At 71.6% G+C, this 22,049-nt stretch carries 29 protein-coding genes and 1 tRNA gene; 4 read left to right on the forward strand and 26 right to left on the reverse strand.

The window, feature by feature from the left end:
• Window positions 1-10: 10 nt before the first annotated feature.
• Complete coding sequence (locus ACP6CK_RS04270; protein ID WP_426957577.1) at window positions 11-754, forward strand: YidB family protein; 744 nt, start codon at window positions 11-13, stop codon at window positions 752-754.
• Here ACP6CK_RS04270 and ACP6CK_RS04275 read toward each other — a convergent pair.
• The 9 genes from ACP6CK_RS04275 to ACP6CK_RS04315 form a co-directional block, all read right to left on the reverse strand.
• Window positions 738-1,832, reverse strand: coding sequence for a toxic anion resistance protein (locus ACP6CK_RS04275; RefSeq protein WP_426957579.1), 1,095 nt, complete (start codon window positions 1,830-1,832; stop codon window positions 738-740). The two genes, ACP6CK_RS04270 and ACP6CK_RS04275, sit on opposite strands and share 17 nt — an antisense overlap.
• Window positions 1,829-2,569: a hypothetical protein gene (locus tag ACP6CK_RS04280; protein ID WP_426957581.1), complete on the reverse strand. Its 741-nt coding sequence runs from the start codon at window positions 2,567-2,569 to the stop codon at window positions 1,829-1,831. Before ACP6CK_RS04280 ends, ACP6CK_RS04275 begins: the two co-directional genes overlap by 4 nt.
• Window positions 2,566-2,688, reverse strand: a complete 123-nt coding sequence (locus ACP6CK_RS04285; protein ID WP_426957583.1) for a hypothetical protein — start codon at window positions 2,686-2,688, stop codon at window positions 2,566-2,568. The genes ACP6CK_RS04280 and ACP6CK_RS04285 overlap by 4 nt, the downstream gene beginning before the upstream one ends.
• Before the next feature lie 59 nt (window positions 2,689-2,747).
• On the reverse strand, window positions 2,748-3,809 hold the full coding sequence (locus ACP6CK_RS04290; protein ID WP_426957585.1) for a branched-chain amino acid ABC transporter permease: 1,062 nt from the start codon (window positions 3,807-3,809) through the stop codon (window positions 2,748-2,750).
• Window position 3,810: 1 nt separating this feature from the next.
• Entirely contained in the window at window positions 3,811-4,698 is an 888-nt protein-coding gene (locus ACP6CK_RS04295) for a branched-chain amino acid ABC transporter permease (RefSeq protein ID WP_426957587.1), read from the reverse strand.
• A 52-nt stretch (window positions 4,699-4,750) separates the two neighbouring features.
• On the reverse strand, window positions 4,751-5,983 hold the full coding sequence (locus ACP6CK_RS04300) for an ABC transporter substrate-binding protein (protein ID WP_426957589.1): 1,233 nt from the start codon (window positions 5,981-5,983) through the stop codon (window positions 4,751-4,753).
• A 25-nt stretch (window positions 5,984-6,008) separates the two neighbouring features.
• Complete coding sequence (locus ACP6CK_RS04305; RefSeq protein ID WP_426957591.1) at window positions 6,009-6,734, reverse strand: ABC transporter ATP-binding protein; 726 nt, start codon at window positions 6,732-6,734, stop codon at window positions 6,009-6,011.
• The gene (locus ACP6CK_RS04310; protein ID WP_426957593.1) at window positions 6,727-7,509 is read right to left on the reverse strand and encodes an ABC transporter ATP-binding protein; all 783 of its coding nucleotides are present in this window, start codon (window positions 7,507-7,509) and stop codon (window positions 6,727-6,729) included. Before ACP6CK_RS04310 ends, ACP6CK_RS04305 begins: the two co-directional genes overlap by 8 nt.
• Window positions 7,510-7,694: 185 nt before the next feature.
• Window positions 7,695-8,216: a hypothetical protein gene (locus ACP6CK_RS04315; protein ID WP_426957595.1), complete on the reverse strand. Its 522-nt coding sequence runs from the start codon at window positions 8,214-8,216 to the stop codon at window positions 7,695-7,697.
• Between ACP6CK_RS04315 and ACP6CK_RS04320 the strand changes: the two genes are divergently transcribed.
• A complete protein-coding gene (locus tag ACP6CK_RS04320; RefSeq protein WP_426959868.1) occupies window positions 8,115-8,519 on the forward strand; it encodes a phosphatase PAP2 family protein in 405 nt (134 codons plus the stop codon). The two genes, ACP6CK_RS04315 and ACP6CK_RS04320, sit on opposite strands and share 102 nt — an antisense overlap.
• Here ACP6CK_RS04320 and ACP6CK_RS04325 read toward each other — a convergent pair.
• From ACP6CK_RS04325 to ACP6CK_RS04360, 8 genes are all read right to left on the reverse strand, one after another.
• Window positions 8,470-8,546, reverse strand: a tRNA-Pro gene (locus tag ACP6CK_RS04325). The two genes, ACP6CK_RS04320 and ACP6CK_RS04325, sit on opposite strands and share 50 nt — an antisense overlap.
• Before the next feature lie 34 nt (window positions 8,547-8,580).
• Complete coding sequence (locus ACP6CK_RS04330; protein WP_426957597.1) at window positions 8,581-9,060, reverse strand: MerR family transcriptional regulator; 480 nt, start codon at window positions 9,058-9,060, stop codon at window positions 8,581-8,583.
• An 11-nt stretch (window positions 9,061-9,071) separates the two neighbouring features.
• Window positions 9,072-9,386, reverse strand: a complete 315-nt coding sequence (locus ACP6CK_RS04335; RefSeq protein ID WP_426957599.1) for an integration host factor subunit alpha — start codon at window positions 9,384-9,386, stop codon at window positions 9,072-9,074.
• Between the two features lie 198 nt (window positions 9,387-9,584).
• Window positions 9,585-10,532 (reverse strand): beta-ketoacyl-ACP synthase III, encoded by a 948-nt coding sequence (locus ACP6CK_RS04340; RefSeq protein WP_426957601.1) that lies wholly within the window; start codon window positions 10,530-10,532, stop codon window positions 9,585-9,587.
• Entirely contained in the window at window positions 10,529-11,608 is a 1,080-nt protein-coding gene (gene plsX, locus ACP6CK_RS04345) for a phosphate acyltransferase PlsX (RefSeq protein ID WP_426957603.1), read from the reverse strand. Before plsX ends, ACP6CK_RS04340 begins: the two co-directional genes overlap by 4 nt.
• Before the next feature lie 26 nt (window positions 11,609-11,634).
• The gene (rpmF, locus tag ACP6CK_RS04350) at window positions 11,635-11,838 is read right to left on the reverse strand and encodes a 50S ribosomal protein L32 (RefSeq protein WP_426957605.1); all 204 of its coding nucleotides are present in this window, start codon (window positions 11,836-11,838) and stop codon (window positions 11,635-11,637) included.
• Between the two features lie 106 nt (window positions 11,839-11,944).
• Window positions 11,945-12,442, reverse strand: coding sequence for a YceD family protein (locus ACP6CK_RS04355; RefSeq protein ID WP_426957607.1), 498 nt, complete (start codon window positions 12,440-12,442; stop codon window positions 11,945-11,947).
• Window positions 12,439-13,017, reverse strand: a complete 579-nt coding sequence (locus tag ACP6CK_RS04360) for a ubiquinol-cytochrome C chaperone family protein (RefSeq protein WP_426957609.1) — start codon at window positions 13,015-13,017, stop codon at window positions 12,439-12,441. Before ACP6CK_RS04360 ends, ACP6CK_RS04355 begins: the two co-directional genes overlap by 4 nt.
• 26 nt (window positions 13,018-13,043) lie before the next feature.
• On the opposite strand from ACP6CK_RS04360, the gene ACP6CK_RS04365 reads away from it, so the two are divergent.
• The gene (locus ACP6CK_RS04365; protein WP_426957611.1) at window positions 13,044-13,574 is read left to right on the forward strand and encodes an outer membrane protein assembly factor BamE; all 531 of its coding nucleotides are present in this window, start codon (window positions 13,044-13,046) and stop codon (window positions 13,572-13,574) included.
• Window positions 13,575-13,686: 112 nt separating this feature from the next.
• Window positions 13,687-14,898: an MFS transporter gene (locus tag ACP6CK_RS04370; RefSeq protein ID WP_426957613.1), complete on the forward strand. Its 1,212-nt coding sequence runs from the start codon at window positions 13,687-13,689 to the stop codon at window positions 14,896-14,898.
• 16 nt (window positions 14,899-14,914) lie between these two features.
• Here ACP6CK_RS04370 and thiL read toward each other — a convergent pair whose 3' ends face one another.
• The 9 genes from thiL to rpiB all read right to left on the reverse strand — a co-directional run bounded on the left by thiL (window position 14,915) and on the right by rpiB (window position 22,031).
• Entirely contained in the window at window positions 14,915-15,883 is a 969-nt protein-coding gene (thiL, locus tag ACP6CK_RS04375) for a thiamine-phosphate kinase (RefSeq protein WP_426957615.1), read from the reverse strand.
• A gap of 22 nt (window positions 15,884-15,905) precedes the next feature.
• Window positions 15,906-16,409, reverse strand: coding sequence for a transcription antitermination factor NusB (nusB, locus tag ACP6CK_RS04380; protein ID WP_426957617.1), 504 nt, complete (start codon window positions 16,407-16,409; stop codon window positions 15,906-15,908).
• Window positions 16,406-16,888 carry a 6,7-dimethyl-8-ribityllumazine synthase gene (gene ribH / locus ACP6CK_RS04385; protein WP_426957619.1) on the reverse strand — a complete coding sequence of 161 codons (483 nt, stop codon included), beginning with the start codon at window positions 16,886-16,888 and terminating at the stop codon, window positions 16,406-16,408. The genes nusB and ribH overlap by 4 nt, the downstream gene beginning before the upstream one ends.
• Window positions 16,885-18,003 (reverse strand): 3,4-dihydroxy-2-butanone-4-phosphate synthase, encoded by a 1,119-nt coding sequence (ribB, locus tag ACP6CK_RS04390; protein WP_426957621.1) that lies wholly within the window; start codon window positions 18,001-18,003, stop codon window positions 16,885-16,887. The genes ribH and ribB overlap by 4 nt, the downstream gene beginning before the upstream one ends.
• Complete coding sequence (locus tag ACP6CK_RS04395) at window positions 18,000-18,602, reverse strand: riboflavin synthase (protein WP_426957623.1); 603 nt, start codon at window positions 18,600-18,602, stop codon at window positions 18,000-18,002. Before ACP6CK_RS04395 ends, ribB begins: the two co-directional genes overlap by 4 nt.
• Window positions 18,603-18,674: 72 nt before the next feature.
• On the reverse strand, window positions 18,675-19,775 hold the full coding sequence (ribD, locus tag ACP6CK_RS04400; protein WP_426957625.1) for a bifunctional diaminohydroxyphosphoribosylaminopyrimidine deaminase/5-amino-6-(5-phosphoribosylamino)uracil reductase RibD: 1,101 nt from the start codon (window positions 19,773-19,775) through the stop codon (window positions 18,675-18,677).
• 22 nt (window positions 19,776-19,797) lie between these two features.
• Window positions 19,798-20,250, reverse strand: coding sequence for a transcriptional regulator NrdR (gene nrdR, locus ACP6CK_RS04405; RefSeq protein ID WP_426957627.1), 453 nt, complete (start codon window positions 20,248-20,250; stop codon window positions 19,798-19,800).
• Window positions 20,251-20,268: 18 nt separating this feature from the next.
• Window positions 20,269-21,573 carry a serine hydroxymethyltransferase gene (gene glyA / locus ACP6CK_RS04410; RefSeq protein WP_426957629.1) on the reverse strand — a complete coding sequence of 435 codons (1,305 nt, stop codon included), beginning with the start codon at window positions 21,571-21,573 and terminating at the stop codon, window positions 20,269-20,271.
• Window positions 21,570-22,031, reverse strand: coding sequence for a ribose 5-phosphate isomerase B (gene rpiB, locus ACP6CK_RS04415; RefSeq protein ID WP_426957631.1), 462 nt, complete (start codon window positions 22,029-22,031; stop codon window positions 21,570-21,572). Before rpiB ends, glyA begins: the two co-directional genes overlap by 4 nt.
• Window positions 22,032-22,049: the final 18 nt, after the last annotated feature.

The raw sequence follows: 22,049 nt of genomic DNA on the forward strand, positions 1-22,049 counted from the left end.
AGACGGCCCGATGGCACGCCGCCGCGCCGCCCGGGTCAAGGCCGGCACAACCCGCCCGGCCGCCCCGCGTTCACCCGCAACGAAACCGGCACCGGCATCGAGGGAGCGAGACGCCATGAGCGAATTCCTGAACCGCATGGGGGGCGCCGCGCAGGCCGGGACCGATGCCTCGCCCCTCGAACGCGTCCTGTCCCAGCTCATGGGCGGGCATCGGGATGAGGCCGGGCTCGCCCATCTCGCGGACCGTCTTCGCGGCGCCGGGCTGAACGAGGTGGACAGCTGGATCTCCTCCGGCCCCAATCAGACGGTGGATCCCCAGCGCCTGGAACAGGCATTGGGGCCCGATGAAGCAGACCGTCTCGCCCTGAGCGCCGGCGTCCCGCGGAGCGGCCTGATGGCCATCCTGGCGATGTTCCTGCCCCAGCTGATGGACCGCCTGACGCCCGGTGGGCACCTGCCGCCGGCCCAGACGAACGCGCCTCCCGGCGGGCCCTTCGGCAACCTGGGCGGTCTGGCTGGCAGCGGCGGGGGGCTCCTCGGCGGGCTACTCGGCGGCCTGCTCGGCCGCGTCGGGATGGGCTCCCCGTCCATGCCGCCGGGCTACGAGGAGCAGACGGGCGAGTCGTCGGGCGGCCTGGGCGGGCTGCTCGGCGGCCTCTTCGGCAAGGGCGGGGACTCGGACCCCTCCCTCCGGGGCGGCCACACCACGGACGAGATCGGCCGCTACTGGCAGGATCTCACCCGCGGCCGCTGACACCCGAGGACGGCCGGATCGCGGTGCCCGCAGGCGCCCCGGCCGGCCGGGCAGCGATCAGGGCACGGCGGATGTCGGCTTCCGCCTCGCCCAGGGCCTTCGTCGCCGCCACCCGGCGCTCCCGCCCTTCCTGGGCGATCCGCAGCGAATCCTCGATCGTTGCGACGAGCGCGGCATTCGCCTTCTGCACGGATTCAAGGTCCACGACCCCGCGCTCGACCTCGGTCCGCGCCTCGGCATTGGCGCGCCGTAGCCCCTCGGCATTGGCGGTCAGCAGCTCGTTCGTCAGGTCAGTCGCGGCGCGCACCGCCGCCCCCGCCTCCCGCATCCGCTGGATCGCGAGGGACTGCGCCAGCTGGGTCCGCCACAGCGGCACGGTGTTCGCCAGCACCGAGTGGATCTTTGCCGCCAGCGCCTTGTCGTTCTCCTGGATCAACCGGATGGACGGCAGCGCCTGCATGGCGATCTGCCGCGTGAGCCGCAGGTCATGCACCCGCCGGTCCAGGTCCTCCCGCGCCGCGCGCAGGTCGCGCAGCCGCTGCGGCGCCAGGGGATCGCGCCCGACCTCGGCCTCCCATTCCGCCGCCGGTATCGTCTCCTTGTCCGCCCGCTCGATCACCGCCTCGCCGGCTGCGATATGCTCTGCCAGGGCATGGAACCAGGTCAGCGTCGCGTCGTAGAGCCGCTCCAGCCGCTCCACATCCTCCATCAGCTTCGTCCGGTGGGTCTCCAGCCGATCGCCGATGGCCTCCACCTGGCCGCGCACGCCCTCGTAGCGCTGCAGGATGGCTGCAGTCTCCGCCCCGGCGCGGTTGAACAGCCGGGCCATGAAGCCCTGCTTCTGGTCCAGCTTCGTCACGTCGAAGCCGCGCAGCGTAGCCAGCAGGCCGGACAGCGCGTCCCCCGCCTCGCCCGTCGCCTCGTTCCGCACGGCGCCGAGCATTGCATCCGCCGCGGCCGTCGCGCGCCCCTGCGCCTCCTGTCCGAAGCGGATGATCGAGTTGGGGTCGTCGAGCGCGATCTGCTTCGTCAGCTCGTCCACCCGCTCCGGCGGGATCACCATCGGCGGCTTGCTCACGCGCTTCCCTCCTGGCGCAGGCGGTCCTGCAGCACCTTCACCTGGATCTCCAGCGCCTCCGTCTCTGTGGCGCGCAGCTCGTGGCTCGCCTCCCGCGCCGAGCGGGCGAGGTCCTCCACGAGCGGCACCAGCGTCGCCGGAGGCTCGGCACCCTGAGCCAAGCGAAGCCCGATCCGCTCCAGCCCGTCCAGCCCCACCACCATCAGACGCCGCTGGCTCTCCGCCACCCCCGGCCGTGCGGCCAGCTCCCCGAGCAGCCCGTCCAGCGCCGTCACGGCGGGGAGCAGCCGTCGGTCCCCGCCCCGGAGCGCCGCCAGCCGGTCCCGGTAGGTTTCCAGCCCATCTCGCGGCCGCGGCGGGGGCGGAGGGGGAGGCGGCGCCTGCTCCCAGATCCCGTCATAGAGCAGCCGCGCCCCGCCCCAGGCCATCAGCCCGAGCACGACGCCGCCCAGCGGCCCCGCACCGCCCGCCAGCCCCGCGGCCAGACCCGTGCCGACGCCCAGCGCGATGGCGGCCTTCCGCGCCGCCTTGCGCCGTGACTTCTGGAGGTAGCGGAAGGCGACCGCGACGCCGGCGATCCCCGCCACGCACCCCCCGATGAGCCGGGACTGCCCGCCGGCGAGGGCGAGCATGAGCGCAGGCAGGAAGGGCACCGCCAGGGCCACCAGCGGCACGCCGCGCAGCCCCGTCCACCAGCCCGGCAGCCGGTCCGCGCCGCGATAAGGGCGTGCGCTCACCGGAAGAGCCCGATGACGGCCTGAAGGAAGACGAGGAAGGAGGTGAAGCCGAGCCCCCCGGCCACCAGTCCTAGCCCCAGGAGCCGCCGCGAGGCGGCCGTGATCACAAGCGGTTTCATCGTCCCGCACAGATCGTCCCGGGCGCCCCCCGCTTCAAGCGAGGGGAGCCAGCGCGCCTCTAAAGCCGGATCCGCAGCGCGTTTGCCAGCTGCCCGACGATCCCGGCCCGGAACGCGAGCACGCAGGCCACGAAGATCACTCCCTGGATCACCGTCACCCACGCGCCGAAGGGTGCGAGGTAGGTTTGCATGGTGATGATCACCGCCGCCCCGACCACCGGGCCGAACAGCGTGCCCAGCCCGCCGAGCAGGGTCATCAGCACCACCTGGCCGCTCATGTGCCAGTCCACGTCGGTCAGGTAGGCGATGTTCAGCGCGATCGCCTTCGTCCCGCCCGCCACGGCGGCCAGCATCGCCGAGAGGATGAAGGCGACGAGCTTGTAGTCGTCGGTCCGGTAACCGAGCGAGGTGGCGCGCGGCTCATTCTCCCGGATGGCCTTCATCACCTGCCCGAAGGGAGAGGTGACGACGCGGTGCAGCAGCAGGAACCCGAACAGGAAGATCGCGAGCACCGCCCAGTACATGGTCAGGTCCGGGCGCAGGTCGATCGCGCCGAACAGGAGCCCGCGCGGGACGCCCTGGATGCCGTCCTCGCCATGGGTGAAGGGCACCTGGACGCAGAAGAAGAACACCATCTGCGCGAGGGCGAGGGTGATCATCGCGAAGTAGATCCCCTGTCGCCGGATCGCGATCCAGCCGAAGACCGCCCCCATGGCGGCGCCGACCAGCGCGCCCGCCAGGATCGCGAACTCCGGATTGAAGGGCGGCAGCGAGAGGCCGAGCGGGATGGAAAAGCTCCACGCGCCGAGCGGCACCGTCAGCGAATCCCACTGGAAGCCCATCTTGGCCACATGCGCGGTGATGTAGCCGCCCATGCCGAAGAAGGCCGCATGGCCGAAGGAGAGCAGCCCGACATAGCCGATCAGCAGGTTGAAGGCGGAGGCGAAGAGGGCGAAGCACAGCACCGTCATGAGGAAGCGGGGGTAGAGAAAGAAGGGCGCCGCGATCAGGAAGGCGAGCATCGCGAGGAACAGGATCCCCTGCGCCCGCGTGAAGCCGAAGAACCCCGCGCGCGTCTCCGCCACCGGCAGGTCGAGCGCGGGAGAGGCGGCCGTCGCCATGTCAGGCCCTCCCGAAAAGGCCGGCGGGACGCGCCAGCAACACGACCACCATGATGACGAAGATCACCGTCGCCGAAGCCTCCGGCCAGAGCACCTTCGTCATCCCCTCGATGAGGCCGAGCACGAAGCCCGTCAGCACGGAGCCGAGGATCGAGCCCATGCCGCCGATCACCACCACGGCGAAGGCGATGATGATGAAGTTCGATCCCATCTGCGGGTTCACCGAATAGACCGGCGCCGCCAGAACCCCGGCCAGCGCGGCCAGCGCCACGCCGCCGGCATAGGTCAGGGTGATCATCCGCGGCACATTTACCCCGAAGGCCTGAACGAGCGGCGCGTTCTCGGTCGCCGCGCGAAGATAGGCGCCGATCCGCGTCTTCTCGATCAGGAGCCAGGTCCCGACGCACACCACCACCGCGACGACGAGAACCCAGGCCCGGTAGAGCGGCAACACCATGTAGCCGAGGTCCAGGGGTGCACCCCGCAGCTCTGCCGGCGGCGCATAGGGCAGACCGGAGGAGCCGAATTGGTTGCGGAACAGCCCCTCGATGATCAGCGCCAGGCCGAAGGTGAGCAGCAGCCCGTAGAGATGATCCAGCTTGTAGAGCCGCGAGATCATCAGCCGCTCTAGCACCACCCCCAGCGCCCCCACGATCAGGGGCGCGAGCAGGAGGGCCGGCCAGTACCCGATGCCCGCCCAGTTGAGCAGCATCCAGGCCACGAAGGCGCCCATCATGTACTGGGCGCCGTGCGCGAAGTTGATCACGTTCAGCATGCCGAAGATGACCGCGAGGCCCAGCGAGAGCAGCGCGTAGAATGCGCCGTTCACCAGCCCCAGCGTCCCCTGGGTCAGCACCGATTCGATCAGGTCCCAGGCTTCTTCGCCCATGCCGCGCACTTTCAGCAGGGCGCCGGGGGCCGCCCCCCCGGCGCAAGTTGGATCAGGAGCGGGGCAGCGTGCAGACCGTCTCGCCGGCCGGGCGGAAGGCCTGGTCCGCGGGGGTGGTCTGCAGCAGCTTGTAGTAGTCCCACGGCCCCCGGCTCTCCGCCGGCGTCTTCACCTCGAAGAGATAGGACGGGTGACGCTTCCGCCCGTTGAAGTCGATGCTGCCGGCGCCGAAGCAGTCGTCGTCGGTCGGCATCGCCTTCATGCGGGACGCGGTCGCCGCGCCATCCGCCTTCGCGGCCGCGACGCCCATATCCGCCACCGCCTTCAGGTAGTGCAGCGTGCCGGCATAGACGCCGGCATGGGACATCGCCGGCATGTTGCCGCCCAGCGAGCCGCGCACGCGGTTCGTGAAGGCGCGGGTGCGGTCGTTGAGGTCCCAGTAGAAGGTCTCCGTGCAGACCAGCCCCTGCGCGGTCTGCAGGCCCAGCGAGTGCACGTCGTTGATGAACATGAGCAGCACGGCCAGCTTCTGCCGCCGTGTCAGCCCGAACTCCGCCGCCTGCTTCACCGAGTTGATCGTGTCCGTCCCGGCATTCGCCAGACCCACGATCTTGGCCCGCGACTGCTGCGCCTGCAGCAGGAAGGAGGAGAAGTCCGTGTTGTTCAGCGGGTGCCGGACCGAGCCCACCACGCGGCCGTTGGCGGCACGGACGAACTCCGTGGTGTCGCGCTCCAGCGCGTGGCCGAAGGCATAGTCGGCGGTCACGAAGAACCAGGTGTCGCCGCCGTTGCGCACCAGCGCGCCGCCGGTCGACTTCGCGAGCATGTAGGTGTCGTAGGTCCAATGGATCGTCGTCGCAGCGCACTGGGTCCCGGTCAGGTCCGCCGTCGCGCCGGTCGAGTTGATGTAGACCCGGTTCTTCTCCTTGCAGACCCCGGCCACCGCTAGTGCCACCGCGGAGTTCGGCACGTCGATGATCATGTCCACGCCGTCGCGGTCAATCCACTGCCGCGCGATGGTGGAGCCGGTGCCGGCGTTGTTCTGGTGGTCGGCGAAGACCACCTCCACGTTGACGCCACGCCCCGCCACGCCACTGTCCTGGATGGCCTGCCGCGCGCAGGCGACGGAGGTCGGGCCAGAGATGTCGCGGTACAGGCTCGACTGGTCGTTCAGCACGCCGATCTTGATCGTCCCGGCCTGCGCCCTGGCGGAGCGGAAGGGCAGCGCGCCGAGCACGGGCAGCGCCACGGCGCCCCCGAGGATGGTGCGGCGGTCAAGGCTCATGAAACGTCATTCCTCCAGGTTACGGCTAAACGCCGAGGTATTCATGCAGCCGGTCCATCGCCCCGGCCATCTCGTGATTCGCCACCGTGTCCACCACCCGCCCATGCTCCATGACGTAGTGGCGGTCGGCGACGGTCTGGGCGAAGCGGAAGTTCTGCTCCACCAGCAGAACGGTGAAGCCGCGCGCCTTGATCTCCCGGATCATGCGGCCGATCTGCTGCACGATGACGGGCGCCAGCCCCTCAGTCGGTTCGTCCAGCAGAAGCAGCGGCGCGCCGGTGCGCAGGATGCGCGCGATCGCGAGCATCTGCTGCTCGCCGCCCGAGAGCTTCGTCCCGGGGCTGCGCGCCCGCTCCTTCAGGTTCGGGAACAGGGTGTAGATCGTCTCGAGGTCCAGCCCACCCGGCCGGACCCGCGGCGGCAGCAGCAGGTTCTCCGTCACGTCGAGACTGGCGAAGATGCCCCGCTCCTCCGGGCAGTAGGCGATACCCGCGCGGCCGATCCCATCCGGGGACAGCCCGATCGTCTCCCGCCCCTCGAACAGGATGGAGCCGGAGCGGCGTCCCACCAGCCCCATGATGGCCCGCAGCGTCGTCGTCTTGCCCGCGCCGTTGCGCCCGAGCAGCGTCACCACCTCGCCCTTGCGAACACTGATCGAGACGCCGTGCAGCACGTGACTTTCGCCGTACCAGGCCTCCAGCCGCTCAACGCTCAGCAGGGTCTCGGCCGCGACGCTCGTCCCGTCAGGCATGGGCCTGCTCCGCCGCGCCGGAGACGCCGGGATCGGTGCCGAGATAGGCCGCGATCACCTCCGGATTACGCGAGACCTCGGCATAGGGCCCCTCCGCCAGCACCCGCCCGCGGGTCAGCACGGTGATCGCGTCGCAGAGCCCCTCCACCACCTTCAGGTTGTGCTCGACCATCAGCACCGTGCGCCCCTGCGCCACGCGACGCACCAGGGCGACGATCCGGTCCACGTCCTCGTGCGTCATGCCGGCCGTCGGTTCGTCCAGCAGCATCATCGTGGGGTCAAGTGCGAGGGTCGTCGCGATCTCCAGCGCCCGCTTGCGCCCATAGGGCAACGTCCCCGCCGCCACGTTGGCATAGGAGGTCAGGCCCACATCGCCCAGCAGCTCCATTGCCCGGTCCTCATAGACCCGCAGCGCGGACTCCGACCGCCAGAAGTCATAGCTGCCGCCGCGCTGCCGCTGCAGCGCCACGCGCACGTTCTCCAGCACCGTCAGATGCGGGAACACCGCGGAGATCTGGAAGGATCGCACCAGCCCCAGCCGTGCAACCTCCGCCGGTTGCATCCGCGTGATGTCCCGCCCGCCATAGCGGATCGTTCCGCGCGTCGGCTGGAGGAACTTCGTCAGCAGGTTGAAGCAGGTGGTCTTGCCCGCGCCGTTGGGGCCGATCAGACCGTGGATCGTCCCGCGCCGGACGCGCAGCGCGACGTCGGACACCGCGACGAAGCCGCGGAACTCCTTCGTCAGCCCCTCGGTTTCGAGGATGAAGTCCGTCAACCCGGTACGCCCCGCTGCCCCGGGCGGCTCTCGCCGCCCACCCTGTCGCGCCCACGCCGTACGTGCGGCGGGAGTCGCCGCGAACCATGCCGGGGCCGCCGAACCCGCGCAAGCGCCCCGTCGGGGCCCGCCAGGACGGCACGCTTCGCCCCATCATCCGGACGATCGACAGGCCAAGAGCCGCGTTACGAGAACTCGACCGGTCCTCGGACGGAGACGGCAAGGACGACCCGCGCGTGACTGTAGCAGAGCCACCCCTCCCCTCGCGCCTCGGCCGCCTGGGAAGCCTTCTCCTGCGGGAGATGCCGGCCCTCGCCGGCCTCGCCCTCGTCGCCGGGGCGGTGCTCGCCTTCGCGTGGATCGGCTCGGAGGTGACGGAGGGCGAGACCCACGCCTTCGACCGTCGCATCCTCCTCGCGCTCCGCGACCCCATCGACCCCGCGAACCCGCTCGGCCCCCGCTGGTTCGAGGAGGCGATGCGGGACGTCACCGCGCTCGGGAGCCACGTCATCCTGGGCTACGTCACGCTGACCGTGCTCGGATACCTGTTCCTCACCCAGCGCCGGGCGGCCGCGCTCTTCGTCGGTGCGGCCGCGGTCAGCGGGATGATCGCCAGCAGCCTCCTGAAGATCGGCTATGACCGCCCGCGCCCCGACCTCGTGCCGCACGCGGTGGAGGTCTACACCGCCAGCTTCCCCAGCGGCCACGCGATGCTCTCGGCCGTGACCTACCTCACCCTCGGCGCGCTGCTCATGCGGGTGCAGCCAAGCCGCCGCGTCAGGAGCTTCGTGCTGGGGATGGCGATCCTGACCACGCTGATGGTCGGCATCAGCCGCGTCTATCTGGGCGTCCACTGGCCGACGGACGTGATGGCGGGGTGGTGCTTCGGTGCCGGCTGGGCGGTGATCTGCTCGATGGCCGCCTTGCTCTGGATACGGCGCCGGGCAGGACGGGGAAGAATGGTCGGAGCGGCGGGATTCGAACCCACGACCCCCAGTCCCCCAGACTGATGCGCTACCAGGCTGCGCTACGCTCCGACGCGGCGGGGTCTAGCACCCGTCCGCCCGCGCCTCAAGCCGCCGAAGCGCCGCCTCCGGCGAGAAGGCGAAGCTCCCGCGCGATCGCCTCCAATTCGTCGAGCAGGCTGCGCAGCGCCGGCTCGGACGGCCCCTCGGGCAGCAGGTCGGGCTGCCCGGCGTCCACGTCATCCGCGGCGCCGGCGCCCTCCAGCCCGCCATCCCGCAGAAGCCGCTGCACGCCCTTGATGGTGTAGCCCTGGGTGTAGAGCAGGTCGCCGATCCGGCGCAGGAGGTTGATGTCCTCCGGCCGGTAATAACGGCGCCCGCCGCCGCGCTTCAGCGGCTTCAGCTGGGGGAACTTCGTCTCCCAGAACCGAAGCACGTGCTGCGGGATGTGCAGGTCTTCGGCCACCTCGGAGATGGTGCGAAACGCATTGGGCGACTTCCGCGCGCGGGACGGCGCCTCGCCGCCCGGGCTCAGCCCCTCCGGCGGAACCGGTTCGATGTCGCCGAGCATGGTCACGTCGCCCATCCCTGTCCCAGTCAATCGTCACGCCCATCCGCATCCGGCGCCTCGCCGTTGATGCGGGCCTTCAGCACCTGGCTCGCTCGGAACGAGAGGACGCGCCGGGGGGTGATGGGCACCTCCACCCCCGTCTTCGGGTTGCGCCCGATCCGCTGCGCCTTCTGCCGGACCGAGAAGGTCCCGAAGGCCGACAGCTTCACCGCCTGCCCCGCCTGCAGCGCGGCGGAGATCCGCTCCAGCACGCTCTCCAGCAGCGCCGCGCTCTCGTTCCGAGAGAGCCCGACCTGCATGTAGATGGCTTCGGCCAGTTGTGATCGGGTGACGGTGTTCATGTCCGGCGGGCACCCCCGGGCGGGACACTCGGCCCGAAGGGGCAGTCCGGTCAACGCCTTGGGCGCCAAGTGCGGATTCTCGAATCCACAGTGTTGCGCGGAGTCCGCAGACTCGATCCGGCCCCGTTCGGAGGCTCTGCCCGTCACTCCCGGGCACGCGCGGTGCCCCAGCGGGCCCGCTCACCGGCTACGGTGACGCTAGAAGCGCGCGAGCGCCGCCCCCCAGGTCAGCCCGCCGCCGATCGCCTCCATCAGGACGAGGTCGCCCTCCCCGATCCGCCCGTCCCGCGTCGCCTCGGCGAGCGCGAGCGGGATAGACGCCGCCGAGGTGTTGGCGTGCCGGTCCACCGTGACCACCACGCGCTCCGGCGGTAGGCCGAGCTTGCGCCCCATCGCCTCGATGATCCGGAGGTTCGCCTGGTGGGGGACGAGCCAGTGCACGTCTTCCTGCTTCAGCGCGTTCGCCGCCAGCGCCTCGTCCACCGCGCTCGCCAGCTTCGACACGGCGTGGCGGAAGACCTCCCGCCCAGCCATGCGGAACAGCCCCTGCTCCACCTGAAGGATGTCGCCGTGACGCCCGTCGGAATGCAGGTGCGTGGACAGGATACCCCGCTGCCCCGCCACGTCGGAGGCCCGCAGGAACACCGCCCCCGCGCCGTCGCCGAACAGCACGCAGGTCGTCCGGTCCGTCCAGTCGAGCAGCCGGGTGAAGGCCTCCGCCCCGATGACCAGGACGCCGCGCGCCTGCCCTGCCCGCACCATCGCGTCGGCAACACCCAGGGCATAGATGAAGCCCGTGCAGGCCGCCGAGATATCGAAGGAGTAGCCCCGGGTGATGCCGAGCTTCGCCTGGACCCGCGTCGCGGTGGAGGGAAACACGGCGTCCGGCGTCGCGGTCGCGAGGATCACCGCGTCCACCTCCGCCACCTCGGAACCCGCCTGGGCTAGCGCCTTGCGGGCGGCCTCGGCGGCCATGTCGGAGACGGTCTCCCCGTCCGCGACCATGTGGCGCTGACGGATGCCCGTGCGCTCCACGATCCAGGCGTCGGAGGTGTCGAGCCCGTACGCCTCGGCGAGACCGTCGTTGCTCAGGACGCGCGCGGGCAGGTAGCCGCCCGTGCCCGCGATCACGGCGCGCAGGGTCAACCGCGGGTCTCCGCCGCGGCCGGGCGCGTGCCCAGCCGCGCCACTCCTTCACGGATGCGCTCGTTGAAGCGATGCGTCACCATGTCCATCCCGACATCCACGGCATGGGCGAAGCCGAGGGCGTCCGTTCCGCCATGGCTCTTCACCACCACCCCGTTCAGCCCGATCAGCACGGCGCCATTGTAGCGCCGCGGGTCCATCCACTCGCGCAGCCGGTCCAGCGCGGGACGCGCGAGCAGGTAGCCGAGGCGCGCGGGAATGGACGAATTGAACACCTGACGGAGAAGCGTACCGACGAGCTTCAGCGCCCCCTCCCCGGTCTTCAACGCGACGTTGCCGGTGAATCCGTCCGTCACGACCACGTCCACGGTGCCCGCGGTGATGTCGTGACCTTCCACGAAGCCGCGGAAGCCCGCGCCGATATGGCTGTCGCGCAGGATCTCGGCCGCCTGGCGCACGCGCTCGTCGCCTTTCAACTCCTCGGACCCCACGTTCATCAGCCCGATCGTGGGATTCGGGAGCCCGAGCACCGCCCGCGCGAAAGCGTCGCCCATCACCGCGAACTCGACGAGGTTCCGCGCCTCGTAGGTGACGTTCGCCCCCAGATCGAGCAGCACCACATCGCCACGCGCCGACGGGCCGATCGCGGCCAGGGCCGGCCGGTCCACGCCGGGCATTGTCCGCAGCACGACCTTCGCCAGCGCCATCAGCGCGCCCGTATTCCCCGCGGACACCACGCCGTCCGCCTCCCCTGCCGCCACCGCGTCGATGGCCAGCCGCAGCGAAGAGTTCCGCACCCGCAGGGCAGCGGTCGGCTTCATGTCGCCGGGAATGGAATCCGGCGCGTGCCGGATGCGGCAGACGGCCGCGGCCCGCTTGCGAAGGGCCAGCGCGCCGCTGATCCGGGCCTCGTCGCCGACCAGCAGGAAGCGCGCCTCCGGATGGCGCTCCGCGGCCTGCTCCAACCCATCGAGGACGGATTCCGGCGCGTGGTCGCCGCCCATGGCGTCGATCGCCAGGTGGTAACGCTCAGCCGCGACCGAGGTCTCGGCGCCGGCGGGTGCGGGTGCCGGCACCTCCGGCCTCTCCCTGTCCGACTGCGTCAGACGCGGACGGCGTGCTTCGCGTCCTTGCCGGCCGCGACCACCTCGCGCCCGTCATAGAAGCCGCAGGACCGGCACACGTTGTGCGGGCGGCGCAGCTCGCCGCAGTTCGGGCAATCGGCGTGCGCCTCGGTGCCCAGCGCCTCGTGGCTGCGGCGCATGCCGCGGCGGGACGGCGAAACTTTTCTCTTCGGAACGGCCATTGGTGCCGGGCCTCTCTATGCAGACGTCGCGCGTGCTGACGGAATTCAGGAAGGGGCGCGCCTTACCACCCGCCCCCCGCGGGAGCAAGGGCCGCGGCGGCGTGGCTCATTCGCGCCGCAGGCGGCCCAGGGCCGCGAAGGGAGACGCCGTGCCCGGGTCTCCCGCCTCCTCCGGAAGCACGGCGTCCGGCGCGCGCGGATAGGGATCGAGGGCGAGCGACAACCCCTGCGCCACCTCCTCCCCCAGGTCCACGCTGCCGTCCGGCTCCGATTCGATCTCCTCCGGCCCCTCCTCCAGCTCGTCGGAGGGCTCCTCTCCCGGCGGGAGGATCCGCCAGTCGATCTGCTCCTCCACCCGCTGCGGCACAGGCTCGAGGGTCACGACGCAGGCCTGTGAGAGCTCCGCCCGCAGCACACCCCGCGCGCGCAGCGTCCCGCCGGGCGCCGGCTTGAGGGCGATCTCGGCGGTCAGGGAATCCAACCCCAGCAAACCCAGCCGCTCCGCCAATGCGGCGCGCTCGGCCTCCGTCGCCTCGAGCCGTTCCGTCCGGCCCTCCGGACCCACGGCACCGGGGGCGAGCATCCGCCGGAACTCCCGGATCATGCGGGCACCATCGCCGGGGCCTGGCCGGCCAGCAGGGCCTCCAGCCGCTCCGACGCGAGCGCCGAATCGAGTTCGAGCGCGTGGTCGGCCAGTCGCGCCGGCGCCCCGTCCGGCGCCGCCCCCGCCCAGACGTTGCGGGCCAGCGCCTCCTCCAGCGCCGGCCGGTCCCCCGCCACCAGAGCCGCCTCATAGGCGCGGGCCCGGCCGTGGAAGCCCTCCCACATCCGCTTCACCCGGCGTCCGACCACGTTGTCCCCCACCCCCATCTCCCGCAGGTTGAGGTCCATGTCGGAGAACATCGCGTCGAACACCGCCTGGGCCAGCGCCGGGCCGCGCGGGTCGGCATCCCCCCGCAGGCGCCGGATGAGCAGCGCGGCATGAAGGCAGACGAGCTCGAAGCGCCCCTCCACGGTATCGGGCACGCCCCCGGGCCCGAACAGGGCCGGGTCCCGGGCGGCGGTGACGGCGGCCGTATAAAGCGCAAATCCCGCCCGCTCATGCGGGCGACGGCGCAGAAAGCCGAACAGGGGCGCCTCCCTTCCCGGGGCCCCGATCGCCGCGGTTGACCGGCGCACGGGGCAGTGGCAACTGAGCCCGCGAGATGGCCCCCCTTCACGCCCCCGTCAATCGGCCCCTCGCTCCCCGTCGTGGGCGCGCGCCGTGGCTCGCCGCCCTGCTGGCCGCCAGCCTGGCCGGGTGCAGCTTCTTTCAGGCGCCGCCCCAGCTCCGCGGCAACCGCGTGGATGCGGAGCAGCTCCGGGAGATCAGCCCGGGCGTCCAGACGCGGGCCGACGTCCAGGCGCTGCTCGGCTCCCCGACGGTCACCGGCACCTTCGATCAGGACCGCTGGTATTACGTCAGCGCTACCAGCCGGATCCGCCCCGCCCGGACCCCGACGGTGGAGGATCAGCGCGTGGTGATGATCACCTTCAACCAGCGCGGCGTCGTCCAGTCCGTGGAGGAGATCGACCCGGCCCAGATGCGCAACGTGCAGGTGGTGGACCGGACCACGCCGGTGCCGGGCAATGACCGCTCCCTCCTTCAGGCCCTGTTCGGTAATATCGGCCGCTTCGGCACGCCGGTCGGCGGCAGCAACCAGAGCGGCCCCGGGCCGGCCGCGCCGGCGCCCTGATCCCGCGCCCAAGAAGGGCCGCGGCAGCGGCAGTGCCGCCATGACCTGACATGGGGGGCTGCGGCGCCGCACGGGGCTTCCCGGCCTCGGCGGAACCGGTCCATACGGCCCCATGTCCGAGAGCGCGCTCAACCTCCCTGCCCAGGTCCTCGCCCATGAGCGCGGCAACGTCGCCCGCCTCGTGATCGCCCAGGCGATGGCGGGCGCGAACGCCACCATCGTCTACGCGACCGCCGGCGTCGTCGGGAACACCCTGGCCCCGGACAGGGCGCTGGCCACCCTTCCCGTCTCGGTCTTCGTCTGCGGCATGGCGGCCTGCACCCTGCCCTCGGGCTACGTCGCCGGGCGCTTCGGCCGCCGGGCGAGCTTCCTCCTCGGCACGCTCTGCGGCGGCCTGACCGGTCTGATCGCCTGCCTGGCCGTGCTGCTCGGGAATTTCTGGCTCTTCTGCGCTGGCACCTTCTTCGGCGGCGCCTACGCGGCCGTCGTGCTCTCCTTCCGCTTCGCCGCGGCCGAGTGCGTCTCCCCCGATCGCCGGGCCCGTGCGATCTCCGCCGTCATGGCGGGCGGCATCGCGGCCGGGGTGATCGGTCCGCAACTCGTCACCCACACGATGGACCTCTGGCCGCCCTTCCTCTTCGCGGCGACCTACCTCGCCCAGGCGGCCCTCGCGGTCCTCTGTGCCTTTGTCCTCGTCGGGGTCCGGCTGCCTACCCCCAAGCGGTCCACCACGGGGACCGGCCGTTCCCTGGCGGAGATCGCGGTCCAGCCCCGCTTCATCGCGGCGGTGCTGGCGGGCGTCATCTCCTACCTCATCATGAACCTGATCATGACCTCCGCCCCGCTCGCGATGCGGCTCTGCGGCCTTTCGCAGGAGAACGCGAATCTCGGACTGCAGTGGCACGTCATCGCGATGTACGCGCCGTCCTTCGTCACGGGCCGGATCATCACGCGCATCGGCGCCCCGCGGGTGGTGATCATCGGCCTGATCCTGATCGCCGCCGCAGCCGCGGTCGGCCTGACCGGGATCACGGTCGCCCATTTCTGGGTAACGCTCGTGCTGCTCGGCCTCGGCTGGAACTTCGGCTTCATCGGCGCCTCGACGATGGTGGTCGAGTTCCATCGGTCCGAGGAGAAGAACAAGGTCCAGAGCCTCAACGACTTCGTCGTCTTCGGTCTGATGGTCCTCGGCTCCTTCGCCTCTGGCGGGCTGCTGAACGCCTATGGCTGGGAGATGGTGTGCTGGGTGGCCATCCCGCCGCTCGCAATGGCCGGCGCCACCCTCTGGGCCACCGGCGCGCTGCGGGTCCGCGCCGCCCGGTAGCGCCGGGGACGCCCGGTCAGAAGTGGCTCCAGCCGCCCCGCCGCAGGTCGAGCGTCCCGCCACCGGCGCCGCGCACCGCCACCTCCGGCGGGCCGTCGCGGAAATGCCCGATCCGCGTCACGAGCGTCCCGGTGGCCTCCCCCGCCATCCGGACCCGTTCCGCGGCTCCGGGATCGGCCGCGAAGAGCAGTTCGTAGTCATCCCCGCCCGTCGCGAGCCGCGGCAGCCAGTCCGGCGCGGCTTCCACCTCGCGCCGCGCCGCCGCTGACAGCGGCAGGGCGCCGAGGTTCAGCTCCGCCCCCACGCCGCCCGCCCGGCAGAGATGGCCTAGGTCCTGCACCAGCCCGTCCGACACATCCATCGCCGCCCGCGCGACGCCTCTCAGCGCCACACCAAGGGCCAGCCGTGGCTCGGGCAGCCGATATTGCCGCGCGAGATGACCCTCTGCGTCCGCCGCCACCCGCCCCTGCAGCACCGCGAGCCCCAGCGCGCCGTCCCCGATCGTCCCGGACACCCAGAGATCGTCCCCGGCCCGCGCCCCGGACCGGCGCAGCGCCGCACCCGGCGGCACCGTCCCCAGAATGGTCAGCGACAGGCAGGCCGGTCCCGGGGTGGACACCGTGTCCCCGCCCAGCACGTGCAGCCCGAAGGCAGACTGATCCTCCGCCAGCCCGGCCACGAAGCCGCGGAGCCAGGCTTCCCCCCGCCCGCGCGGCAGCGCCGTGGTCATGAGGTAGGCCAGCGGCTCCGCCCCCATGGCCGCCAGGTCGGACAGGTTCACCCGCAGCAGCTTCCGCCCGACGGTCTCGGGCGGGTCGTCAGGAAGGTAATGAACCCCCTCCACCATCGCGTCTGCCGCCAACACCAGTTCCCGCCCGGCGGGGGGCGCGAGCACCGCCGCATCGTCCGACAGGTCGAGCGCCCCCTCCCCGGCCAGCGGCCGGAAGTGGCGGGCGATCAGGTCGAACTCGGCGGGCAGGCTCATCGGCGCGGCGCCGCGCCGGGCCTCACGGCCGGGCGGCGAACTCGTCGGCCCGCATCCGGCGGGCGAGCGAGTCCAGCACCCCGTTCGCGAAGCGCGGCTCCTCCCCGTCGAAGAAGCCGTGGGCGATGTCCATGTACTCGTTGATCACGACGCGGGCCGGCGTGTCGGTGCCGCCCCAAAGCTCCGCCGCGGCGGCGCGCAGCAGCGCCCGCAGCACCGGGTCCAGCCGGTCCAGCGACCAGCTCGCCGAGAGATGCGCCGAGATGGTCGCATCGATCGTCTCAGCGTTCTTGGCGACACCCCGCACGATCTTCCCGAAGAGCGGCACATCCGCCTGGGGCACCCGCCCGTCCTCGAAGCCCGCATCGCTGCCCAGCGTGCCGATCCGGTGCCGCACGAACTGGTCGATCACCGCCTCCGGGCTCTCGCCGCCCGCCTCGGCCTGGAACAGGGCCTGCACGGCCGCCACGCGCGCCCCCGTTCGGGGACGCCCGGCATTCGGCCGCTTCGCCGCCGGCGCCTTCATCGCGACCCCCCGAATCTTCGCGCCAGCGCCACCTGCCCGATGAGGGCCTGCGCCGCCTCCACGCCTTTGTTGTGCCGGTCCGGCGAGGACCGGGCCACCGCCTGCTCAATCGTGTGGACCGTCAGCAGCCCGAAGCCGATCGGCGCCGCCGTCTCCACCGCGATGTCCATCACGCCGCGGCAGGCCTCGCGGCAGATATGGTCGTAATGGTCGGTCTCGCCCTTCACCACGCAGCCGAAGAGCAGGAAGCCCTCATGCCCGCCGGCCCGCACGGCCATGCGCAGCGCTGCCGGCAGCTCGAAGGCCCCGGCCACGTCCACGACCTCGGTGCTCGCACCGATCCCGTCCAGCACAGCCTGCGCGCCCTCCACCATGCCGCGCACGACGTCGGCATAGTACGGCGCCTGGATGATCAGGACCCGCGGCGGCGGGCCGTCCAGCACGGGCGCGTCCCGGACCGGGGCATCAAGGGTGCTCAAGGCGCATCTCCGATCGGCCGGGTATCCACGACGGTCAGCCCATACCCTTCCAGCCCTACGATGGGCCGGGGATGGTTGGACAGCAGCACCATCTCCCGCACGCCGAGATCCGCCAGGATCTGCGCGCCGATGCCGTAGTCCCGCAGCTCCGGCGCGATCTTCTCGCGCCCCGCGCGCACGCGCTCGGACAGGGCGGTCGCCTTCACGTCACGGATCAGCACGACCGCGCCGCGCCCTTCGCGCCCGATCGCCTCCATCGCCTGGTGCAGTTCCCGCGGGCCGTTCCGCCCGGTGATGTCGGACAGCAGGTTCACCGCGTGCATCCGCACGGGCACCGGCTCCGGCCGGGACAGGTCGCCCTTTACCAGCGCGACATGCTCCCCGTACTCCATCGTATTGGCGTAGATCGCGATCCGCCAGGGCCCGCCCGGCGCATCGTCCAGCACTCCTTCCTCCACCCGCCGCACCAGCCGCTCCGTCCGGCGCCGATGGGCGATGAGGTCCGCGATCGTCCCGAGCTTCAGGTTGTGCCGCTGCGCGAAGGCGACGAGATCGGGCATCCGCGCCATCGTCCCGTCCTCGTTCATGATCTCGCAGATCACGCCCGAGGGGTTCAGCCCGGCCAGCCGCGCGAAGTCCACCGCCGCCTCGGTGTGCCCCGCGCGGACCAGCGTGCCGCCCTCCCGCGCCACCAGCGGGAAGACATGGCCGGGCGTCACGATATGCTCGCGCCCCAGCTCCGGATTGATCGCGACCGCCACGGTGCGGGCCCGGTCCGCCGCCGAGATACCGGTCGAAACCCCGTCCCGCGCCTCGATGGACACCGTGAACGCCGTCTGGTGCCGCGTGCCGTTGCTCTGCGCCATCAGCGGAAGGCCGAGCGCCTCCACCCGCCCGCGCGTCATCGCGAGGCAGATCAGCCCGCGCGCATGGCGCGCCATGAAGTTGATCGCGTCCGGTGTCGCGAACTGCGCCGGGATCACCAGGTCGCCCTCATTCTCGCGGTCCTCGTCATCCACCAGGATGAACATCCGCCCCCGCCGCGCCTCGTCCAGCAGCTCCTCCGTGGGCGAGAGGAAATCAGAGAAACTCGTCGTGCGCGTGGCGACACTCATCCCCGGAACTCCTGCAGCCGCGCGACGTAGCGGGCCAGCATGTCGATCTCGATGTTCACCCGGGCGCCCGGCGTCACTGCGCCGAGCGCCGTGACCTCCGTCGTGTGCGGGATCAGGTTCACGCCGAAGCCGCTGTCCGACACCTCGTTCACCGTCAGCGACACCCCGTCCACCGCGATGCTCCCCTTCTCCGCGACATAGCGCGCGAGGCCCGCCGGAAGTTGGAAGCGCCAGCGATGCGACCCGTTCTCCGGCGTCACCGACAGCACCTCCGCCACCCCATCCACATGCCCGGACACGACGTGCCCGCCCATCTCGTCCCCCAGCCGCAGCGATCGCTCCAGGTTGATGCGCGTCCCCTCCGCCCAGGCGCCGAGCGTCGTACGGGACAGGGTCTCGGCCGAGACCTCCACCTCGAACACGTCCTCGGCTAGCGCGACCACGGTCAGGCAGCAGCCGGAGCAGCAGATCGAGGCCCCGATCGCCACGCCATCCAGCCAGCCCTGCGGCGTGGCGATGGCCAGCCGCATGTCCTGGCCCCCGCCGATGGGCGAGAGACGCGCGATCCGGCCGACGGCGGTGACGATCCCGGTGAACAAGCGAGGGGTCCTGCAAGGGGGCCCCAGGGGATGGCAAGCCCGGCCCGCCCTTGCAAGGGGTCCGGGCGCGGGTCAGCCCGGCGAAGGCAGGAGATCGGCCTCTACCAGCCAGGCGTCGCCCGCCGGCCGCCGCCCGGTGACGCGCAGCATCGGCCGGTCCGCCAGCCGCCCTATACCCAACTCCCGAAGCGCCGGAAGCCCATCGCCCCCCAGTAGGGACGGCGCCGTGAACCAGGCGACCCGGTCCACCACCCCCGCCCGGAGCAGCCCGGCCGAGAGGGCAGCGCCCCCCTCTACCAGCACCCGAGTGATCCCCCGCCCGGTCAGGGCCCGCAGCATCGCCGCCGGGTCCAGCCCGCCCTGAGCGCCTGCCGCTACCTCCAGGATCTCCGCCCCCTGTTGCGTCAACTGCGCCAGCCCCGCCGGCTCGTGCCCGGGGCGGGTCACGATCCAGGCCGGGGCCTCGGCATTGAACAGCCGCGCGCCGAGGGGCGTCCGCAGCCGCGCATCCGCGATCACCCGCACCGTCGGCAGGGGCGCATAGCCCGGCAGGCGGCAGGTCAGCTCCGGATCATCCGCCAGAAGTGTCCCGCTGCCCGCCATCACCGCGTCGTGGCTGCCGCGCAGGGCATGGGCGATCCGCCGCGCCTCCGGGCCGGTGATCCACTGGCTCTCGCCCGTCCGGGTGGCGATCCGCCCGTCCATCGTCGTCGCCAGCTTCAAGGTGACCAGCGGCAGACCCTGCTCCAGCCGCTTGGCGAAGCCGGCGTTGATCCGCCGCGCCTCCTCCTCCAGCAGCCCGACCTCGACCGTGATCCCGGCCTCCCGCAGGCGCCGCAGCCCCTCCCCGTCCACCCGGCGGTCCGGGTCCACCAGAGCGACGACCACCCGCTTCACCCCGGCCGCGACCAGCGCATCGGTGCAGGGCGGGGTTCGCCCCCAGTGGCAACAGGGCTCCAGCGTGACGAAGGCCGTGGCGCCCCGCGCCGCCGGTCCAGCCGCCTTCAGCGCCTCCGTCTCGGCGTGGGGCCGGCCGCCCGCTGCCGTCCGCCCGCGCCCGACCACGCGCCCGTCCCGCACGATGACGCAGCCGACCGAGGGGTTGGGCCACACATTCCCCAGCCCGCGCGCGGCGAGCGCCAGCGCGGCCCGCATATGCTGTTCGTCAGACACGGGCCGCCGTTTGCTCGCCCGTTCAGGGAATGTCCAGGGAGCCCAGGAAGGCCTGGAAGTCCCGCGGCTCGCTGAAGTTCTGATAGACGCTGGCGAAGCGCACATAGGCCACGGGGTCCAGCTCCCGCAGCCGCTTCATCACGATCTCCCCGATGGCGCGGGAGGAGGTCTCCTCCCCGCCCTCCGACTCCAGCCGCCGCTGGATCGAGGAGACGATCCGCTCCACCTGCTCCTCGTTCACCGGCCGCTTTCGCACCGCCAGCCGGATGGAGCGCGCCAGCTTCTCCCGGTCGAAGGCTTCCTTCCGCCCGTCGGACTTCGCCACCACGATCTCGCGCAGCTGCACCCGCTCGAAGGTGGTGAAGCGCTCGCCGCAGGCGTTGCAGGACCGGCGGCGCCGAATGCTCGCGCCATCCTCCGCCGGACGGCTGTCCTTCACCTGCGTGTCCTCGGACTGGCAGTAGGGACAGCGCATCCCGCGCCCGCTCTCCTTCTAGCCCTGGTAGATCGGGAAGCGCTGGCAGAGGGCCAGGACCTCCTCGGCCGCCTCCCGCTCCGCCGCGGCATTCCCCTCGGCGCTGTTGGCGCGGGACAGCCCGTCCAGCACTCGCCCGATCAGCCGGGCCACCTGGCGGAACTCCGCCTCCCCGAAGCCGCGGGTGGTCGCCGCCGGCGTCCCCAGCCGCACGCCGGAGGTCACGAAGGGCTTCTCCGGGTCGAAGGGAATGGCATTCTTGTTCACCGTCAGATGCGCCCGCCCCAGCGCCGCCTCCGCCGCCTTGCCGGTGGTGTTCTTCGGCCGCAGGTCCACCAGGACGAGGTGGTTGTCCGTCCCCCCCGTCACCAGCCCGAAGCCCTGCGCCATCAGCTCCTCGCCCAACGCCCTGGCGTTCGCGACCACGTTCCGCGCGTAGGTCCGGAACTCCGGCCGCAGCGCCTCCGCCAGCGCCACCGCCTTCGCGGCGATGACGTGCATCAGCGGCCCGCCCTGCGTCCCGGGGAAGACCGCCGAGTTCAGCTTCTTCGCCAACGCCTCGTCGTTCGTGAGGATCATGCCCCCGCGCGGACCGCGCAGGGTCTTGTGGTTCGTCGTCGTCACGACATGCGCGTGCGGGAACGGAGACGGATGCGCCCCGCCGGCCACCAGCCCCGCGAAATGCGCCATGTCCACGAAGAAGATCGCCCCCACCTCGTCCGCGATCTCCCGGAACCGCGCGAAATCCCAGGTCCGTGCATAGGCCGAGCCGCCACCCACGATGATCTTCGGCCGGCTCTCCCGCGCGATGCGGGCCACCTCGTCCATGTCGATCAGCTGGTCCTCGCGCCGCACCGTATAGGGCGCGACCTTGAACCACTTGCCGGATATGTTGACCGGTGACCCGTGCGTCAGGTGCCCACCCGCCGCCAGGTCCAGCCCCATGAAGGTGTCGCCGGGCTGCATCAGTGCGAAGAACACCGCCGCATTCGCCTGCGCGCCGGAATGCGGCTGCACATTCGCGAAGCCGCAGTCGAACAGCTTCTTCGCCCGCTCGATCGCGAGGTTCTCGACGATGTCGACCTCCTCGCAGCCGCCGTAGTAGCGCTTGCCCGGAAGCCCCTCCGCGTACTTGTTTGTCAGGACGGAGCCCTGCGCCTCCAGGACGGCGCGGGAGACGATGTTCTCGGACGCGATCAGCTCAATCCCGTCCTGCTGGCGAACCAGCTCCCGGCCGATCACCGCGGCGATCTCAGGGTCCGCCTCAGCCAGCGGGGCGGAGAAGAATCGGGCCGTGCTGCCGGCAGGGCTCTGTTCGTTCATGGCGTGCGGGTCCAGTCGGGCGAGAGCTTGAGGACCCGGCGGTCGTGCCGCCCGCCCTCATAGGGGGTGGAGAGAAAGGCGTTCAGCGCGTCGAGCGCCACCTGCACGCCCGTCAGCCGGGCGCCGAAGGCGATCACGTTGGCGTCGTTGTGCGCGCGCGTCAGCCGCGCGCCCGTGACGTCATGCACGTTGGCGCAGCGGATCCCCGCGTGCCGGTTGGCCGCGATGGAGATCCCGATTCCCGTGCCGCAGACGAGCACCCCGTAATGCGCCCGTCCACCGATCACCGCCGACGCAACCGCCGACGCGAAATCCGGGTAATCCACGCTTTCCGGCCCGTGCGTGCCCATGTCGAGCACGGTGTGCCCGGCGCCCTCGAGCGCCTGACGCAGCGCGGCCTTCAGTTCCACGCCAGCGTGATCGGCACCGAGAGCAAGGGTCAGGGAGGGAGCGGCCATGGCCGCTGCCTACCACGG

The organism is Muricoccus radiodurans, assembly GCF_050154705.1.
Lineage (GTDB): Bacteria > Pseudomonadota > Alphaproteobacteria > Acetobacterales > Acetobacteraceae > Roseomonas > Roseomonas radiodurans.

Coding starts and splice junctions, on each gene's coding strand:
- glyA (WP_426957629.1), bottom strand. CDS start 21,573: ATGAACGAACAGAGCCCTGCCGGCAGCACGGCCCGATTCTTCTCCGCC.
- nusB (WP_426957617.1), bottom strand. CDS start 16,409: ATGAAGGCGCCGGCGGCGAAGCGGCCGAATGCCGGGCGTCCCCGAACG.
- rpiB (WP_426957631.1), bottom strand. CDS start 22,031: ATGGCCGCTCCCTCCCTGACCCTTGCTCTCGGTGCCGATCACGCTGGC.
- ribB (WP_426957621.1), bottom strand. CDS start 18,003: ATGAGTGTCGCCACGCGCACGACGAGTTTCTCTGATTTCCTCTCGCCC.
- nrdR (WP_426957627.1), bottom strand. CDS start 20,250: ATGCGCTGTCCCTACTGCCAGTCCGAGGACACGCAGGTGAAGGACAGC.
- ACP6CK_RS04320 (WP_426959868.1), top strand. CDS start 8,115: ATGATCGCCAGCAGCCTCCTGAAGATCGGCTATGACCGCCCGCGCCCC.
- ACP6CK_RS04365 (WP_426957611.1), top strand. CDS start 13,044: ATGGCCCCCCTTCACGCCCCCGTCAATCGGCCCCTCGCTCCCCGTCGT.
- ACP6CK_RS04330 (WP_426957597.1), bottom strand. CDS start 9,060: ATGGGCGACGTGACCATGCTCGGCGACATCGAACCGGTTCCGCCGGAG.
- thiL (WP_426957615.1), bottom strand. CDS start 15,883: ATGAGCCTGCCCGCCGAGTTCGACCTGATCGCCCGCCACTTCCGGCCG.
- ACP6CK_RS04335 (WP_426957599.1), bottom strand. CDS start 9,386: ATGAACACCGTCACCCGATCACAACTGGCCGAAGCCATCTACATGCAG.
- ACP6CK_RS04295 (WP_426957587.1), bottom strand. CDS start 4,698: ATGGGCGAAGAAGCCTGGGACCTGATCGAATCGGTGCTGACCCAGGGG.
- ACP6CK_RS04355 (WP_426957607.1), bottom strand. CDS start 12,442: ATGATCCGGGAGTTCCGGCGGATGCTCGCCCCCGGTGCCGTGGGTCCG.
- ACP6CK_RS04300 (WP_426957589.1), bottom strand. CDS start 5,983: ATGAGCCTTGACCGCCGCACCATCCTCGGGGGCGCCGTGGCGCTGCCC.
- ACP6CK_RS04370 (WP_426957613.1), top strand. CDS start 13,687: ATGTCCGAGAGCGCGCTCAACCTCCCTGCCCAGGTCCTCGCCCATGAG.
- ACP6CK_RS04285 (WP_426957583.1), bottom strand. CDS start 2,688: ATGAAACCGCTTGTGATCACGGCCGCCTCGCGGCGGCTCCTGGGGCTA.
- ACP6CK_RS04270 (WP_426957577.1), top strand. CDS start 11: ATGGCACGCCGCCGCGCCGCCCGGGTCAAGGCCGGCACAACCCGCCCG.
- rpmF (WP_426957605.1), bottom strand. CDS start 11,838: ATGGCCGTTCCGAAGAGAAAAGTTTCGCCGTCCCGCCGCGGCATGCGC.
- ACP6CK_RS04290 (WP_426957585.1), bottom strand. CDS start 3,809: ATGGCGACGGCCGCCTCTCCCGCGCTCGACCTGCCGGTGGCGGAGACG.
- ACP6CK_RS04305 (WP_426957591.1), bottom strand. CDS start 6,734: ATGCCTGACGGGACGAGCGTCGCGGCCGAGACCCTGCTGAGCGTTGAG.